This is a genomic window from Mycobacterium sp., assembly GCF_965229105.1.
Classification (GTDB): Bacteria; Actinomycetota; Actinomycetes; order Mycobacteriales; family Mycobacteriaceae; genus Mycobacterium.
In genome coordinates, this window is sequence record NZ_OZ245858.1 from 4,135,105 (window position 1) to 4,151,551 (window position 16,447).

Annotated in this window: 16 protein-coding genes; 5 read left to right on the forward strand and 11 right to left on the reverse strand. The window is 64.6% G+C overall.

What is annotated here, in order from left to right; translation table 11 throughout:
* Position 1: 1 nt before the first annotated feature.
* A complete protein-coding gene (locus ADBZ9O_RS19280; protein ID WP_526524554.1) occupies positions 2-991 on the forward strand; it encodes a TIGR03617 family F420-dependent LLM class oxidoreductase in 990 nt (329 codons plus the stop codon).
* Between the two features lie 21 nt (positions 992-1,012).
* Positions 1,013-3,388: a PEP/pyruvate-binding domain-containing protein gene (locus tag ADBZ9O_RS19285; protein WP_526524555.1), complete on the forward strand. Its 2,376-nt coding sequence runs from the start codon at positions 1,013-1,015 to the stop codon at positions 3,386-3,388.
* Positions 3,389-3,415: 27 nt separating this feature from the next.
* Here ADBZ9O_RS19285 and ADBZ9O_RS19290 read toward each other — a convergent pair whose 3' ends face one another.
* The 11 genes from ADBZ9O_RS19290 to ADBZ9O_RS19340 form a co-directional block, all read right to left on the reverse strand.
* Positions 3,416-4,255, reverse strand: a complete 840-nt coding sequence (locus ADBZ9O_RS19290) for an IclR family transcriptional regulator (RefSeq protein WP_526524556.1) — start codon at positions 4,253-4,255, stop codon at positions 3,416-3,418.
* A gap of 59 nt (positions 4,256-4,314) precedes the next feature.
* A complete protein-coding gene (locus ADBZ9O_RS19295) occupies positions 4,315-5,028 on the reverse strand; it encodes an SDR family NAD(P)-dependent oxidoreductase (RefSeq protein WP_526524557.1) in 714 nt (237 codons plus the stop codon).
* On the reverse strand, positions 5,025-5,441 hold the full coding sequence (locus ADBZ9O_RS19300; protein ID WP_526524558.1) for an SRPBCC family protein: 417 nt from the start codon (positions 5,439-5,441) through the stop codon (positions 5,025-5,027). Before ADBZ9O_RS19300 ends, ADBZ9O_RS19295 begins: the two co-directional genes overlap by 4 nt.
* A gap of 51 nt (positions 5,442-5,492) precedes the next feature.
* Positions 5,493-6,140, reverse strand: coding sequence for an NADPH-dependent F420 reductase (locus tag ADBZ9O_RS19305; RefSeq protein WP_526524559.1), 648 nt, complete (start codon positions 6,138-6,140; stop codon positions 5,493-5,495).
* Complete coding sequence (locus tag ADBZ9O_RS19310) at positions 6,137-6,907, reverse strand: ABC transporter ATP-binding protein (protein ID WP_526524560.1); 771 nt, start codon at positions 6,905-6,907, stop codon at positions 6,137-6,139. The genes ADBZ9O_RS19305 and ADBZ9O_RS19310 overlap by 4 nt, the downstream gene beginning before the upstream one ends.
* Positions 6,904-7,683 (reverse strand): ABC transporter ATP-binding protein, encoded by a 780-nt coding sequence (locus ADBZ9O_RS19315; RefSeq protein ID WP_526524561.1) that lies wholly within the window; start codon positions 7,681-7,683, stop codon positions 6,904-6,906. The genes ADBZ9O_RS19310 and ADBZ9O_RS19315 overlap by 4 nt, the downstream gene beginning before the upstream one ends.
* Before the next feature lie 3 nt (positions 7,684-7,686).
* On the reverse strand, positions 7,687-9,675 hold the full coding sequence (locus tag ADBZ9O_RS19320) for an ABC transporter permease (RefSeq protein WP_526524562.1): 1,989 nt from the start codon (positions 9,673-9,675) through the stop codon (positions 7,687-7,689).
* The gene (locus ADBZ9O_RS19325) at positions 9,675-10,922 is read right to left on the reverse strand and encodes an acyl-CoA dehydrogenase family protein (protein WP_526524563.1); all 1,248 of its coding nucleotides are present in this window, start codon (positions 10,920-10,922) and stop codon (positions 9,675-9,677) included. Before ADBZ9O_RS19325 ends, ADBZ9O_RS19320 begins: the two co-directional genes overlap by 1 nt.
* A 53-nt stretch (positions 10,923-10,975) precedes the next feature.
* Entirely contained in the window at positions 10,976-11,620 is a 645-nt protein-coding gene (locus ADBZ9O_RS19330) for a hypothetical protein (RefSeq protein ID WP_526524564.1), read from the reverse strand.
* Positions 11,621-11,632: 12 nt separating this feature from the next.
* A complete protein-coding gene (locus ADBZ9O_RS19335; protein ID WP_526524565.1) occupies positions 11,633-12,115 on the reverse strand; it encodes an ABC transporter substrate-binding protein in 483 nt (160 codons plus the stop codon).
* Between the two features lie 414 nt (positions 12,116-12,529).
* Positions 12,530-13,771, reverse strand: coding sequence for a multidrug effflux MFS transporter (locus ADBZ9O_RS19340; protein ID WP_526524566.1), 1,242 nt, complete (start codon positions 13,769-13,771; stop codon positions 12,530-12,532).
* Positions 13,772-13,836: 65 nt separating this feature from the next.
* On the opposite strand from ADBZ9O_RS19340, the gene ADBZ9O_RS19345 reads away from it, so the two are divergent.
* The 3 genes from ADBZ9O_RS19345 (at position 13,837) to ADBZ9O_RS19355 (ending at position 16,429) form a co-directional block, all read left to right on the forward strand.
* A complete protein-coding gene (locus ADBZ9O_RS19345) occupies positions 13,837-14,280 on the forward strand; it encodes a MarR family winged helix-turn-helix transcriptional regulator (RefSeq protein WP_526524567.1) in 444 nt (147 codons plus the stop codon).
* A 110-nt stretch (positions 14,281-14,390) separates the two neighbouring features.
* Complete coding sequence (locus tag ADBZ9O_RS19350; RefSeq protein WP_526524568.1) at positions 14,391-15,254, forward strand: hypothetical protein; 864 nt, start codon at positions 14,391-14,393, stop codon at positions 15,252-15,254.
* 35 nt (positions 15,255-15,289) lie between these two features.
* Positions 15,290-16,429 carry an aminotransferase class V-fold PLP-dependent enzyme gene (locus ADBZ9O_RS19355; RefSeq protein ID WP_526524569.1) on the forward strand — a complete coding sequence of 380 codons (1,140 nt, stop codon included), beginning with the start codon at positions 15,290-15,292 and terminating at the stop codon, positions 16,427-16,429.
* Positions 16,430-16,447: the final 18 nt, after the last annotated feature.

Below are 16,447 nucleotides of genomic sequence, written 5' to 3' on the forward strand. Positions count from 1 at the left end.
GATGAAAATCATGACAGCGTTGTTTGGCCCGACTGATGTGGTCGAACGAGCGGCACTTCTGCGAGAAGCCGGTGCGTCCGGCGTCTTCACATTCGAGGGACCCTTCGACGTGTTCACACCGCTGGTGCTGGCATCAGCGGTCAAGGGTCTGGACCTCATGTCCAACGTCGCGATCGCGTTCCCCCGCAATCCAATTCAGCTGGCACATCAAGCCAACGACCTGCAGCTGCTCGCCGAAGGCCGGTTCATCTTGGGTCTGGGAACGCAGGTGCGGGCACAGATCGAGAAGCGCTACGGAGCGGACTTCGACCGGCCGGTCGAGCGGATGAAGGAGATGGTGGGCGCGTTGCGGGCGATCTTCGCCACGTGGAACGACGGTGAACGGCTGGACTTCCGCGGCCAGTACTTCCACCACACGTTGATGACGCCGACCTTCAACCCCGGGCCCAACCCATTCGGTCCGCCACCGATTTATCTCGGGGCGCTCGGTCCGCGTCTGACCCGGGCGACCGCCGAAGTGGCCGACGGACTGCTGGTGATGCCGTTCGGGTCGAAGCGGTTCCTGCACGAAACGACGATGCCGGCCGTGCGTGCCGGTCTTGCCGCGGCCGGACGCAGCGAGAACGACTTCTCGGTGGTGCCCGAGATCATCGTCTCCGTCGGTTCCGGAGCCGACGATGACCACACGGCAACCCGAATGTTGTTGGCGTTCTACGGTTCCACTCCCGCCTACCGGCCGGTGCTTGACGCTCATGGTTGGGGCGATCTGCAGCCCGAACTCAACGCAATGTCCAAGCAGGGCCGCTGGCAGGAGATGTCCACGCTGATCGACGACGAGATGCTCCACACCATCGCAGCGTGCGGCACCCCGGCCGAGGTGGCCAAGCACATCCGCGACCGCGTCGACGGGGTGTCCGACCGGATCTGCCTGTACCAACCGGGCCCGATCGCGGTCGACGCACTGGCCGAGATCGTCGACGAGCTGAGTTGAGTCATGCCACCGACTGAGAACATGACACCGAGAACGATCGAGTTCGACGACATCACCGACGACCGCTTCGGCGGTAAGGCGGCGGGTCTTGCCGAACTGCGACGCCTCGGCCTGGCTGTGCCCGTGGGATTCGTCGTCGCGGATGCGTCCGCACCGGGCCCTCTTGATGCCGCGGCCGAACGGTATGCCCAGCTCGTCGGCGCCGCGGCCACCCCGGTGGCTGTCAGGTCCTCTGCGGTCGGCGAAGACGGCGCCGACCAATCTTTCGCCGGCCAATACGACACCGTCCTCGGCGTGGATTCGGTCGACGGTTTCGTCGCGGCCGTGCGAAAGTGCGCCGACTCGGTGGGTTCCCTACGCGCAGAGTCCTATAGCGGCCACAGTGCGGCCACCATGAACGTGGTCGTCCAGCAGATGGTCGATGCCCGTGCGGCGGGAGTGGTGTTCACCGCAGATCCAACGACAGGCCGGCGCGATCTGATGGTGATCGATGCCATCGCCGGGCTCGGCGAAGCTCTCGTCGACGGCTCCGCCTCCCCCGACCATCTTGTCCTGAACGCCGACGGCACCCCCGCCGTGCACGAGGTGGGAGAAGAACCGGTCCTGTCGTCCGACGAGATCGACGAGATCAGATCTGGTGCCCTACTCGCCGCCCAATACTGGGACAAGCCACTGGATCTCGAATGGGCGATCGACCAGTCCGGCACGCTGTGGTGGCTGCAGGCACGGCCGATCACCACGCTGCCCGGGGACCTCAACGAGATGGATTCACCGGTCGCAGGTGTCAACCACGTCTACACGCGCTGCAACATCGGTGAGATGATGCCGGGTGCATTCTGCCCGCTCACCGCGTCGGTGTCGGGATACGCCATCGATCACGCCATGCAGACGACCCAGGTGGTCGCACGAGCTCAGGACGGTTACGAGAAGCCGTGGCTTCAGGTCGGCTACTTCTACGGACACATGTTCTTGAACATGACCGAAGGTACGGCATTGAGCTCGGGCATCCTGGGGAACTCCCTGGAACAATTCTCGATGTCCATCTGCGGTCGGGTGGTTGACGAACTCGAGGCCAAACCGCCGAAACCGTTCGCCCGCAAGCTCGTCAACACGGTTCGGCTCGTCACTCATGCGTTGTCTGCCGGACCGGCGATCCGCCGGCTCGACAGCCAGATCGCTGGATTCCAGATCCCGTCCGGCAACGACCCACAATTGCTCTTGGATCAGCTGGAGTCCGGCGTCGACCTGTATTGCGAGGTCACGCTCACCCATGTGCGGTCATCATCGCGTGCCGCCGTTGCAGCCAACGTCCTGGAGAACTTTCTGACCAAAGAAGCGGTCAAGAACGGACGCAGCAAGGAGGAGGGCCAGGCCGAGGCGATGCGGTTGATGGCGGGGGCTTCCGACGTCGAAAGCGCCGTCATGCTCGCCGAACTCGACGCGGTCGTGCGGACCATCGCCGCCGACCGTGCGGCCGCCGACGGCTTCCTCTCTGCCGCACCGGACGACGCGATCAACAAGCTGAGTGCTGACGGCAACGCCAGCGGTATTGCGCTGCGGCAGTTCCTGATTCGACACGGTCACCGTGGATACCGGGAGCTGTGTATGCGTGACCCGTCCTGGGCCCAGGACCCAGGTGGTCTGGGATCGATGATGCAGGTCATGTTGCGGGCCGCGCTCGACCCGGCAGACCGCGGTCCGGTCCGCAAACAGCCCGACGCGCCCACATCGTCAGCTGTCAGATTCCTCGCCCGTCTGGCCCAAGGCGGTGCGCGCGGGCGCGAAGAGACCAAATCCAAGATGGCCCTGATGGCACACGCGCTCAAGCGCGGGTATCGCCATCTTGGCGAGGTTCTCGCCCAGATGGGACAGCTCCCCGATGCCGATCTGGTGTTCTTCTTCGACCGTGCCGAGTTGCACCGCATTGTCGCCGACGCGGACATTTCTGGGCTCGTGCAGCGGGCGCTGCGGCGTCGCGAGGCGCTGGCGTTCCAGGATTCGCTCGAATTCGACGATGTCTCGGTGGGACGGCCCAAGCCCATTACCGCGAAGCCACCCAGCGCCTATACCGACGATCAGATCGTCGGCCGGCCTGCCAGCCGAGGAACAGTGGAAGGCACTGTGCGCGTGGCGAAGTCAATCCGAGATGCGCGCGACGTGCAGCGCGGGGAAATCCTGGTCGCACCCGTCACCGACGTCGGGTGGACGCCGTACTTCACCGTCATCGCCGCACTGGTCACCGATATCGGCAGCTCGGTGTCACACGGCGCTGTGGTGGCGCGGGAGTACGGTCTGCCCTGCGTCGTCAACACTCTGGTGGCTACCCAGGTGCTGAAAACCGGTGACCGGGTGCGGGTCGATGGCGACCGCGGTCTGGTGACTCGCCTTCTGCCATAGCCGATTCCGCCTCGGCCGAAGCGCCAGCTATTCGGGATCCGGCTCGAATTCTGCTGCGGTGAATGCCGAGACGGGCAAGTCGCCCGTCGCGCTCAAGCGGTCGGACATCTCTCGCGCCACCGACTGCAGCTGCTCGACGAGATCGGCGTCGCGGGCCGGGTCGAGCTTGCCCAGGCACATCACGGCCGCCAGCGGTCGGTCGTTGGAGCCAAGCAACGGGACTGCGATACCGCGGCCGGTGTCGAACCTCTCGAAATCATCGACCGCGTAGCCCCGCGCCCGGATCATCTCGAACTCACGTTGCATCCGGTCGAAGTCGACGATGGTATTCGAGGTGAATTTCCGCAACTCGTTGGCCGTAAAGACGCGCCGGACCTCGTCATCGGGAAGGTATGCCAGCAGCAGCTTTCCGTCGGCGCTGGCGTGCGCCGGTTGTGGTCGGCCAGGCTCGAATTCGATGAGCTCGGTGTTGACCCCCGCGACACGGATGAGCTGTACGGTCGTGCCGCCGATGAGGGTGCTCAGCACGGTGTCATGCCCAGACCACTGCGCGACCCGGGCCAGGAACATCCGCGCGTCATGCACGACGGGGTTGGTCGTGACGGCGACACTGCCGATCCCGACCGCACCCATACCCAGGCGGTACTTGCTGGTGCGAGAGTTCTGCTCGACCCAACCGACCTGCACGAGCGTCGACAGCAACCGGTGCACGCTGGCTGGCGAAAGCTGGACGAACTGCGCCAATTCGACGATGCCCACTGGGTAGGGGTGCTCGGCAAGGGCGGACATAATGCTGGTGGCGCGTTGGACCGCACGCACATGCCCTGAATCCCGGCCGACGGGCTGGGATGAGGGTGGTTGCTTCACGTGACCTCCGATGCCGGATCACAGGATACCGACGTGTCACTGCGCCGCGCCGGGGCCGGTCAGCGCATGACAAGCCCGCCGTCCGCGCAGATCGTCTGTCCCGTGACGGCCTGAGCCCCCGGCGAGGCGAGAAACGCCACCACCGACGCGACGTCCTCGGGCACGAGCGGCCGAGGAAGTGCCTGCCGCAACACCACCGCTTCGGTCACCGCGCTGACCGGTCCAGGCCCGGTCTCCGGTGATGTCAGGCCCGGCGCCACACAGTTGACTGTGATGCCATCGGCGCCAAGGGACCGCGCCAGCGCCCGCGACGCCCCGACGAGTGCGCCTTTACTTGCGATGTAGGGCAACATGTCCGCCGCCGGCGGCGGGTCGAAAAACGTGTCAGACACGACCATCACCACCCTGCCGAAGCCGCGCGACGCCATCTGTGGCGTCAGTTCCTGGGCAAGCCACAACACCGACTCGACGTTGACGGCCATCACCTGGTGGAAGAGGTTCGCGGAGAGATCGTTCAGCGTGGATCGCGAAAAGTTGACCCCAGCGTGAACCAGTACGTCACAGCGACCGTGCCGTGCCAGTATGTCGCGGGCTGCCGCGCGGACCTGCGCCTCATCCGCCAGATCCACGCCCTCGTCCCCAACACGGTCCAGGGTCACCACCTGGTGGCCGCAATCCGCCAGGGCCGCGACGATCGCGCTCCCGATGAAGCCGGCACCACCGGTCACTACGGCGACGGGACTGTCGGCGACGTCATCCAAGGTCGACCTCATCCATTGAACTGCGAGGCCAGCCCCGCAAGTGCCCCGTCAATATCGGATCCAATCCCACCGCGGGCAAGATCGGCCATACCCTCGGGCACATCGACCTCGATCAGATACTCAACCTCGCTCCCGGTGCCGGACTCGGTCACGGCGAAGGTTGCGTCGAGCTTCGTCATCGGCGTCGGCTGACCGGGAACGAGACCGTAGGTAAGGGTGCGGGCGGCATCGTCGCGTGCGGTGATCCGGTCCAGGACGGTATCGCCGCGGGTGAAGGTCACCAGCCGATCGCCACCTGGTTGAACGGCGACCTTTTCGATGTGCGGTTGCCACGAGGCATAACCGCTGAAGTCACTGACGAACTCCCATACTTTGTTGGCCGGAGCTGGGAGTGAAATGGACTTGCTGACGGTGACGATGGTCATGGGTTTAACCTCTTCTTTTCGATGAAATGTGTTGCAGGACTCGGAATCAGTTCACTGCCGGACATCCGCACGGGCCAGCTCGAGGCGTGCCGTGGCTTCTTCGGGAGTGAGCATCTCCAGCGTTCCGGCCAACGGTCCTGACATGCCCTGCAACCAGCCGCCGGTATACAGATCGCCGGTGTCGACAGGCTCTGCACCGATACTCCTGAGGAGTTCACCGACGAGGGCCTTCGCGTCGGCGTCGTCGCCGGCGACGTAGACCGCTTTGGTCTCCTCCGAACCCAATGCCTCGACCATGAACGGGATCGGCGTGATATTGAAGGCCTTGACCAGGTGAGCGCCGGGGACATAGTCGGCGACGATCTCGCTGGAGATTCGGTCGCCGATATCGATGAGGCCATCCGGACCCGGCTTGCTGCGGTTGTTGGTGGTGTCGACCACCACTACCCCAGTCCAATCCGATACCACGGCAAGCGCTTCCGCGGTCTTGCCCCAGGGCGTCGCGACGATCACCAGGTCGCTCGCGGCGACCAGGTCGGGTACCTCCGCGGCGCTGCAGTGCGGTCCGAACCGGGCAGTCAGGTCGGCCAACGATGCGGGCCCTCGCGAATTCGAGAGCGTCACGTCGTGGTCTGCTGCCACGAAAAGCCCCGTGAGCGCCTGCCCCATCCGTCCAGCTCCGATGATTCCAATTTTCATGACGATCCTCTTTCTTGTGGTTGTTCGGCTTGTGTGTGTTCCTCGGCTTCGCTGGTCCGCTCGGGGCCACCCAGGTAACTGGCCTGGATCAGACCGCGGTCTCGGCGCAGTTCAGCGGCGTCGTAGCTTGCGCTACACGCACCGTGCGCCATCAAATGCGCTCGGTCGGCGATCTCGAGTGCGAGATGCACGTGCTGCTCGACCAACAGGACCGCGCACCCGCTGGCATCGGCGTACGCGCGGATCACCGGGAGAAGCTTCTCGACGATTACCGGCGCCAAACCCAGGCTGAGTTCGTCGAGCAACAGCAACGAAGGCTGGCGGGCCAGAGCTCGACCGACTGCCAGCATCTGCTGCTCACCCCCAGACAGGACTCCTGCCCGACGATCGGCAATCGGCTCCAACGCAGGAAAATACCGATAGGCGACGTTGGCATCGATTCGTTCCCCGCGGGGTCCGAGCCGAAGATGTTCTGCCACAGTCAATCCGCGAAACAGTCCCCGATCTTCTGGCACGTGAGCAATGCCGAGCCGTGCGCGCGCGGCGGGGCTCAACGCCGCCAAATTCTGGCCATTTATCGAAATGGAGCCGGCCGACGCCCGCGCCAGGGCCGAGATCGCACGCAACGTCGTGGTCTTTCCTGCACCGTTGGGCCCCAGCAGCGCCACCACCTCACCCCTGCCGAGTTCGATGCACACGTCGCGGATGACCTCGACCCGGTGGTAACCGGCGGTGAGCCGGTCGATATGCAATACCGTCTCGCTCACGCGTCCTCCACGATGCTGACGTCTTCAGATGCGGCCGAACCCAGATAGGCCGAGATCACCCGTGGATCTCGGCGAACCTCAGCAGGCGGGCCCGACGCGATCACCTGACCGAACTCCAGGACCACCACGTGGTCACAAGTGGAGAAGACGAAACTGATGTCGTGGTCGATGAGCAGCATCTGGTGACCCTGAGCCCGAAGACCCCTGAGTTGCCTACCAAGCGCCGCGCTCTCGTCGGTATCGAGGCCGGCCGCGGGCTCGTCCAGGCACACCACTTTCGGAATCTCGCCGACAAAGGCTCGCGCGATACCGACGAGCTTGCGTTGGCCCTCCGACAACTCCTCGGGCATCGCCTCGGAGATATCGCTGATGCCGAGTGCATTGAGTGCGTATTCGACTGGCGGACGGGATTTCTCGGCGTTGACAAAGAGTTCACGTACCGTCGCCCAGAGAGTGGGCTGGCGGGCCGCAACGGCCAGGTTGTCGGCCACCGTAAGGTCGTCGAACAGCTCCACCGCCTGCCATGTCCGCGCCAGTCCTGCGTGCCGACGGGCATGTGGACGCATTCGGCTGATGTCACGGCCGTCTACCTCGACCCGACCCGAGCACGGCGCGAAGCCGGTCACGGCGTCGATGAACGTGGTCTTGCCCGCACCGTTGGGTCCGATCAACCCGACGATCTGGCCGCGCCGCACCTCGATATCGACCTCGTGCAGCGCCCGGACCCCGTCGTAATGGACACTGATCCCCCGTGCTGACAAAACAGGTGTCGCCATCGTTTAGACGCCTTCCCGCTGGGTGGCCAGCACCAACGGCCGCGGCTCGCCGGTTCCTGAGTCCCGCTCGCGTTGTTTGCGTTTCGCGGCCGACGCCACCAGCACCCCGTCGGGCCAGACTCTGAGCTGGACGAGTAACCCAAGGCCGATCATCAGCTGCATATAGATCGCGACCTGGCCCTCGGGGAGCACCCAGGTCTGCAGGATGAGCGGTACCACCGCACCGGTCGCACCGAATCCGGCCAGCACCGCCCCCTGCGCCAACGTCATTCCCAATACAAAGACGCTGGCCACCAACATGAGCGCGATCATCGTGTCGTAGCTGCTCGCCGAGACGGTACGGAAGTTGTACGCGTACATCACCCCGGCCACTCCCGCCAGAAAAGATGCAATTGCGAAGCCCTGCAGCTTGATTCCCCGCACGTTGACACCTGCGGCTGCCGCGGCCCGTTCGTTGGAACGCACTGCCAGCATTCGGCGGCCGAGGTCTCCCCTACGAAGATTCGCCACGAACAGGTAGCACGCCGTAGCCACCACCAGGGCGAAGAACCCGAAGACCGGGCTGGGCAGGGATCCATCCAACCCGCGGAAGGCCGAATCCGGGCCGAGATTGAAACCCAGGAGCGACGGGGATCGCACGGGTGCGCCGGTCTGACCGCCACCCCAGTCCGCGTTGGCGAAGATGGCTTGTTCGATGGCGATCGCGGCCGCGAGGGTCACCACGACCAGGGTGACTCCCCGTACCCGCAAGGCGCTGGCACCGATGAGAACCCCAAGTCCGGTCGCTACGGCGACGGCGATGAGCGGGCCGAGCGGAAAGCCGATACCCCAGCCTGTTTCCAGGTGTGACAACGTGAACCCGGCAACTCCGGCCAACGCCAACTGCACCACCGAGAGCTGGCCGACGTAGCCCATGATGACAACGAAGGACAGGCACAGGATCGTCGCCACCAGACCCGTGGCGACGGCTTGGCGGAAGTTCGCCGGGAGCACCACCAAGGCGATAGCGCAGGCGAAGACGACGGGTGCGACGCGCACCAAGAGCCGATCCTGGCTGGGCACCTTCGGCAACGACCGTTCCACCAAATCCCCGCGCTGCGGGAGGCTTGAGCCACGCCACCACAGGGCGATGACCACCAAGAAGAACTCGGCGAGCTGTTGCACCCCAGGAAGAGCGAAGCCGTCTTGGGTGGGGAACCAAGACTGCTGCGAGGCGTAGAAGAGCAGTGACTCCCCCATCCCAATCAGCAGACCGGCCGCGCAGGCAACAGCGAACGAGGTGAAGCGAGCGAACAAAGCGGCGGCCAGAGCCGGGACGATCAGCAAGGGCAGCGTCGTGGCGCTGATGCCCACCACCGAGGTGGCCAGCACCCCCACGAACCCGGCGACCACATGACCCAGCACCGTGTTCCCCAGTGAGATCGTGTCCGGCGACAGCCCAGCGAGGACCGCTGAACTCTCGTTCTCCGAGGCCGCCCGGGAGGCCAGCCCAAAGCGGCTGAACCGGTAGAGAATTGCGAGTCCGCCAGCCAGAAGCACCACGATTCCGGCCAAGATGAACTGGGCTGCGGGGACCGCCACACCGAACACGGGCACGGAGCCCTCGGTCAAGACAGGTGGGCTGGACTGGGGCGAGGTGCCAAAGGAGAGCATCACCACGGCCTGGCTGAGCAATAGCACCCCAAGCGACGCCACAAGTTTGGCCAGCGGTGAAGCACTGCGCAATGGCCGCACGGCAGCGAACTCCACGAACAGCCCGTAGATGACCATGAGCAGCAATGTCACGATGATCGCCGGAACGGTCGTCAATTCGAACCCGAAGAAGCCGGTGCGCAGCGACCAGAACATATAGCCGGCGACCATGACGGTCGCGCCTGCGGCGAGGTTGATCACCCCGCTGCCGCGCCAGCTGAGCACCACGCCGATCGCGATGGCAGCGATCACCGCCCCCGACCCGAGCCCGAGCAGGGCGAACAGAACAAACGTTTGCATCAGGCAGGCGGTCCGACCTGCACACCGAAGTGCTCTTGGGCCAGGTCCGTTGCGAACGTCTCCCACTGCAACCCGATATTGGTCCGCGCGGTGGAGATGTCACGGTAGTAGCGCTGCATCCGCGAACCGTTGGTTCCGCCCTCGCTTGTCCCGGAGGTTCGGAACAGCAACTCGACGGCCTCCCAAGCCAGGTTGACCGCGTGGTGCGTGCTGGCATTGATCCGCATCAAACGCTCGGCAGGGAACCCGGTGTCATCGATGACGGCTTCCTGACACAACTGCATGTAGTACTGACTGGACCGGAGCAGTACATCCTCGGCTGCACTGATCTTGCCGCTGGCCAAACCCCAATAGCGTTGGTAGTCAGGAATATTGAACCGGGGAACACCGTGCGGTCCCGGCGTCTTCTTGGCCCGAATGATCCGCTCGTACTCGTCCAATGCGGCGTAGGCGCAGCCCACCAGGATCGCGGTGATCTCAAGTTGGAGGTAGCCCATCGGATTCCCGGCATACATGGGATTGCCGTGCAGTTCGTAGCCCGGCGTCTCCAGCCCGCCGCCGCGGCCCAGCAGGCTGCCACGGACCACGAACCGATCGGGTATCACGGCACCATCGACCTGGATGCTGTTGGAACCACTGCCGCGCATCCCGAACGACCGGTGCCGCCAGTCGTCCATCAAGGTCCAGTCGGCGCGGGGAACCAAGGCGAGCCCTTGGCTCCCTGACGCGCCGTCGCCCTCGTTCAGCCGGACCGCGAGCATTGCGTAGGTGGAGTACGGCGAGCCCGAGCAGTAGTCCCACGTCCCCTGCAGCTTCCACTGCCCGTCCCCGGTCCGGGTCGCAGTGCCCATCGGCACGCCACGCAAAGGAGCAGCGAAGTCGCCGTCGGCCGACAGAACTTTTGACTGGACCGCCTCGTCGTACAGACCGCCGAGCTGCAAACCGTGTCCGGCCGCCAGGCACAGGCACCAACCGGTGCCGGGGCATCCGCGGGCGATTTCGACGATCATGCGCAAGAAGGTGGGCACATCGAACTCGTAACCGTCGTAGCGACTCGGCAGCAGGGTCCGGTAGAAACCGGCCTGTTTGAACAGTTCGTGGGTCTCGGGCGAATAGGCGCCCCGCTCCTCGGTGGCGTCCTGCTCGGTGATCAGATGCTCACGCATAGCGGCCGCACGTTGCACCAGTTCATCGGGGCGCAGGCCCGGCTCGGGGGCAAGGATCGAGGTCTTCGACATTGTGGTCATCAGGACTCCTTAGGTTCGGTCGTCAAGAATTTGGGGGTGGTGGAACATCGGCGTTAAAGACCCGACGGGTCGAGCCAGCTGCTCGCTGCCGTGAATGAGTTGCCGCCGGTATGCTCGAACACCCGGGTCTGGGCGCCGCAAAGAGCCGGCCAGCCTGGGTACGCACCACATTTGACTGTCTGGCCGGCCAACACCATTGGCCCAGTGAATGATTCAGCACTCTGTGCCACGCTGGCGGGCGTCGAATTCGCGCCGCCCGCCTCGTTGAGCAAGCGCGTTGCTGTCATCACCAATCCCCAGGCCAGTGTGGCGCCGGAGTTGGTCTGGATGTCGCCGCTGAGCCCGGCGGCCCCGGACTGCTCCAGGTAGGCCTTCACATCCGGCAGTGAGCTGTCTGCGACGTTGCTCTGGGTGGACAGTTGCAGCCATGCGGGTGCCTCGCCGCCAAGGCCCTGGGCCACGTCCTCGGAGAAGCAGAATGACCCGCTGGAAATGATGGGGGCAGTTACCGCAAGCGATTTCAGCGCTTTCGCCGCGGCCACGCAGTCGGCAGCAGCAGAAACCAAAGGAACGACAACGTCAGCGTGTTGGACGTTGGCGGCCACCGCTGCTGCCGTCAGGTTGGTCGACGCTGGATCGAACCCGACGGCCTTGAGCTCAATGCCGAGCGGGCTCAGCACATTCTTGAGTTCGGCCACCCCGGCGGCGCTTTATGCATCCTGCGGATAAATCGCCGCCACCGTTTGCGCCCCGATACTTCGGAGGTAGGTGCCCATCCCGCCGAAGATCGTGCTGGGATTGCCGTTGTAGATGTAAACGTTCTTGCCTGCAGCGTCGGGCGGGCTGACCGAGTTGGCCATCAGAAGCGGTTTGCTGCCCTGCAGCACCGCTTGGAACGATCGGCCGCCCGCTATCAGCGTGCCGAACAAGACTGCTTTGACCTTGTCGTCGTTGGCCATCTGAAGTCCGCAGGCATTTCCCTCCTGCTCGTTGTCCACGACGTAGCAGGTGCTCAGCTCCAAGGGATGTCCGTCGATGCCGCCGAGTTTCTCGTTGACGTACTTGACTGCGGCTTGAGCACCTGCGGTCGCATCGGGAAATTCCAATGACCCGCCCTGCTGGTTGACCCAACCGATCGTGACCGGTTCCAGGCTCGTGTCAGCGCCACCGGACTTGCCTCCGACATACCCCACCAGATCGGTGATCGCCCACGGGTCTGGCGCAACGGTGCTGGCTGTTCTTGCGCTCTCGCCTGCGGTGACGCCGGCCGGAGTCGCACAACCGCCCGTCAGAGCGAGTGCCGTACTGATGGCGACGACGCCGGCGCTGCGGCGCCATCGTGGCCGAGGGCCCGCGATTGCTGTCGTGATGATGTGCCCGCTCCTCGCCCGTGTGAACCGTCGAATCGAGGCTCTGACATTGCCTCACATTTGCGGAACTTAATTCCACTATACGGAATCTAGCACGGATGATGGCACGGGAGCTGTGAGGGGAATATGAACTTCAACGACTGTCGGGTGTCCGGATGCAGCAGGGAAGGATCGTCGAAACCATTGCTATATAACAGGATCGGCTGCGCGCCCCAACTGTCCTGATCCCCGATCGTGCTACCGGTCCGCGTCAGAACCCCGGTTCCCCGCGACCAGCAGGCCTACGCAGGCGACCGCGGAGGCGCAGACCAGGATGATGCCGGCCGGTACCGCTGTGCGTTCACCGGCAATGCTGACCAACGGCGACACGATGGCCGCCAGCAGGAACTGGCTGGCCCCGAGCACCGCAGATGCGGTACCGGCTGCCCTCGGCGTTGCGCTGAGCGCCAGTGCGGTGGTGTTGCCAAAGATCAGGCCCATCCCGCCGACGATGGTGAGCAGTGGCAGTGCCAGCCAACCCGCCGCGACACCCGTGATCGCCAGCGTCAACACCGCGACACTCGAGGTGAATACGACGCCGAGACCGATGGCCGCCAGGTGGTGGACCTCACGGCGCCGCGCGAGCTTCGCCGACAGAGCGCTTGTCGCCAGTAGGGCCGTTGCGTTCAATCCGAACACCGCGCCGTACTGTCCGGCAGAGAGCCCCATCATCGTCTGGTAGATGAAGGGCGACGCCGAGATATAAGCCATCAGGGCGGCGAAAGCGAAGGCGAAGGCCGCCGTGTTACCCAGGTAGGTCCGCGACCACAGACTCATCAAAGGTGAACCGGCTGCGATCTTTTGCGCTCGCAACGCCGCGCGGCGTTGGTCGGTGTGGGTCTCGCGAACGACGATCAGCACGGCGAGCAACATCGCTACGGATAGGCCGAAAATAATTCCGAGGGCGCCGCGCCAGCCGATCGGCCCGACGAGGAAGCCGCCGGCCAGTGGCGCGATGACGGGGGCGATACCACCCACGATCATCATCAGACTGAAGGCTTGCGCCGCAGCCTTTCCGGTCGCCAGGTCACTGATGATGGCCCGGCCGATCACCATTCCGGCGGCGCCGGCAAATCCCTGGGCGAGGCGTGCGGCGATCAGTATCTCGACAGTCGGTGCCAGCACTGTCACCGCGCTGGCGAGCACGCAGACCACAGCGCCGGCAATCAGCGGCTTCATCCGGCCGAAGCGGTCCGAGAGCGGCCCAAAGACCAACTGCCCCAGTGCGAGTCCGATAAGAAACGCGGTGAGTGTGAGCTGGACGACCGATGCGGTGGTGTGCAGCTGGGAGACCATCGTCGGGAAGGCGGGCAGATATAAATCCGTCGCGAATGGCGCGACGGCGGACAGCAGTGCCAGCGTCACCAAGAGCGCCGAGGTGATGGTGGCACCTTCGTGTGTCGTCGGCGCTTTGGTCGGCATGCTGCCAATGCCTGGCATCGGAACTCCTGAATTAGTTATCGAATGATAATTATCATTGTATATCTACCCGGTAGAGTGTCGTTGTGAGCAAAGATGCGGACCGCAGCGGCGCGTACGTGGAGTTGGCCGATCAAGTCTTGGCGTTGGCTCGTGCCGTCAAGGCGCGTGACTATGGCGACCCACAGGTGGTGCGGCTCAACGCCACCGAGGTCAGCGTGATGCGTTTCGTCGCTGGGCATCCGGGGTGCAGTCCCAGTTCGGTGGCCACGGCCATCGGCTTGCAGCGCAGCAATCTCAGCAAGGCGTTACGCGGGCTGGAGGCCAAGGGCATGGTCGAGCGCGAGGTAGACACGCACGACAACCGGCAGGCCGGATTGAAACCGGGACCACGGGCCGCGGAGAACCTCACGCGCTTGCACCGGTCTTGGACTGGCCTGCTGGAAGTGGCCGGTCAACGGGTGTCAGATGCGGATCTCGAGACGGCGCTACACGTGCTGCGCACGCTCAATGGCGCGCATGACGGCTGACCACCAGGCGGTCAAGTCCCGTAAGTCATCATCCGTTGACATGCTGCGCATTGATGCCTACGCTAAGTCAACATTTGTTGACAAGTGCGGACTCACAGGGGATGACACTCATGATCGACCACACAACCGATTCGAAGAACAAGACCGTCGGCGCGCTGCTTGCCGCCGCGATGGCATCCAGCGCATTCGCCGCTGCCGCAGTGGGTTACGCGCCCACGGCCAATGCGACGTGTGCATCATTTTTCGGCATCGGAAACAGCGCCTCCTGCGTCAGTAACCTCACCAGCATCGCGATCGCGATCGGCGCGGGTGCAACGGCCGATGCCAGTGGACTGTTCGGGGCCGCCATCGCCGTCGGAACCGACAGCAGTGCCGGGAACGCCGTCGCGGGTGCGCTCAACTTTTCCACGGCGTTCGGTGAGCACGCGGTGGCCCTCGGTGGTGGTCTCGCTTCGCTGGCCGTCACGGTCGGCGACAACAGCGAGACCGCTGCCGGCATGTTGTCCGGAATACCTGAATTCGGCAACTCCGCGATCAATCTGGGTAACAGCTCGCAGGGAACCACCAACTCGGTGACAGCCAACGGCATCATCAGCAACGCAGTCAACGGTCTGGGTAATGCGATGACGCTCAACGCAACTGGCATCCTCACGCACGTCGGAACTCTCGGCGGCGATCACAGCGTCAACCACACCGATCCCAACACCCTCACGATCGCCAGCATGGGAATCCATGCCTTCGGCTCGAATAACGACGTCACCGTCGGAGGTCCACTCGCAGTCGCCATCTCGGTCTTCCAAACCGGCGCGACCGTCACCCAAACAACCCCAGGGGTAAACCTCAACGGGCTGTCCAATTCCGGCGCGGCCGCACCCAAGGGCGCTGCGGCGCGCACCGTCAAGAAACCGGCGGTTGCGAAGAAGGCGGCCAGCAAGAAGGCCAGCGCTGCGACCTCCAGCCGCCGCGACAAGTAGGCCCGCCACCAGGGAACTGGTTACTGTGCGATCTGATGAGACAGTCATGGCGCGACCAGTTCCCCCTGGCTCCAGAGATCGTCATGCTCAACCATGCGTCGTACGGATTGGCCACTGCGGACATGCTGGCGCACTGCGCAGCGCAGCGGCGTGAGCTGGAGTCTGATCCCAATATCAACCTCGGTGACGCCCTGCAGCAGCGCCTGGTGTCGATCGCCGAGCTGGTCGCCACCGAGCTGGGACTGCCGCATCCCGGGATATGCGCCCTGACATCAAGTGCCACCTCGGGCGCGGCAGCGGTCCAACGATCGTTACCGCTTGCCCCCGGTGACACCGTCGTGGTCCTGGACTGCGAATACTCGTCGGTCATCCGCGGCTGGCAGCGACGCTGCGATGACGTCGGAGCCCGGCTGTGCATCGTGCCGGTTGCCCTGCCGCTGCGCGACGACGCCGAACTGCTCGATCATCTGTCGCGAGCGGCCGGCGATGAGGCGACCATCCTGCAGTTCAGCGCGATCACGTCGTCTGCTGCGCTGGCACTGCCGGTCGACAAGCTGGCCCGCTGGGGCCACGAGCGCGGCGCAACAGTGGTTGTCGACGCCGCTCATGCGCCGTTCCACATCGACGTCGGACACTGGCAGGGCGTCGACGCGGCCTTCGGAACTCTGCACAAATGGCTTCCGGTCCCCCGCGCGGTCGGCATCATCTGGGCGACCCCAGCAGTAGCGCCCCGGCTGCAGCCCGCCGAGACGTCACTGACCGTGGACGAGCCACTTCTGGCCGAACGCTTCGGTTGGCCAGGCACATTCGATCCCGCATCGCGACTGGCCGTCCCGGCCGCGATCGGCATGCACAGGGAATGGAATTCAGTTGGCGCGATTGCCCATTGCGCGAGACTGGCCGACTACGCCGACGAGGTGTTGTCGGCGATCGGCGCCGTCCCCACCGGCGGGGTCGGTCTGCGTCCGCCGCGGCTGCGGGCGTATCTACTGCCGCACGCCAACCTCACTGAGCTGAAGCAGACACTGCTGGACAACAACATTCGCGCCTGGGCAGGTCAATACGACGCATCCTCATGTCTCATCCGGGTCGCCTCGCATGTGTACAACGATGACGACGATATCGACCTGCTCGCGCGCACCCTGCGAGGGTTGATGTCCGGCCATCGCGCGTAATAACCTGACCGACCGGCT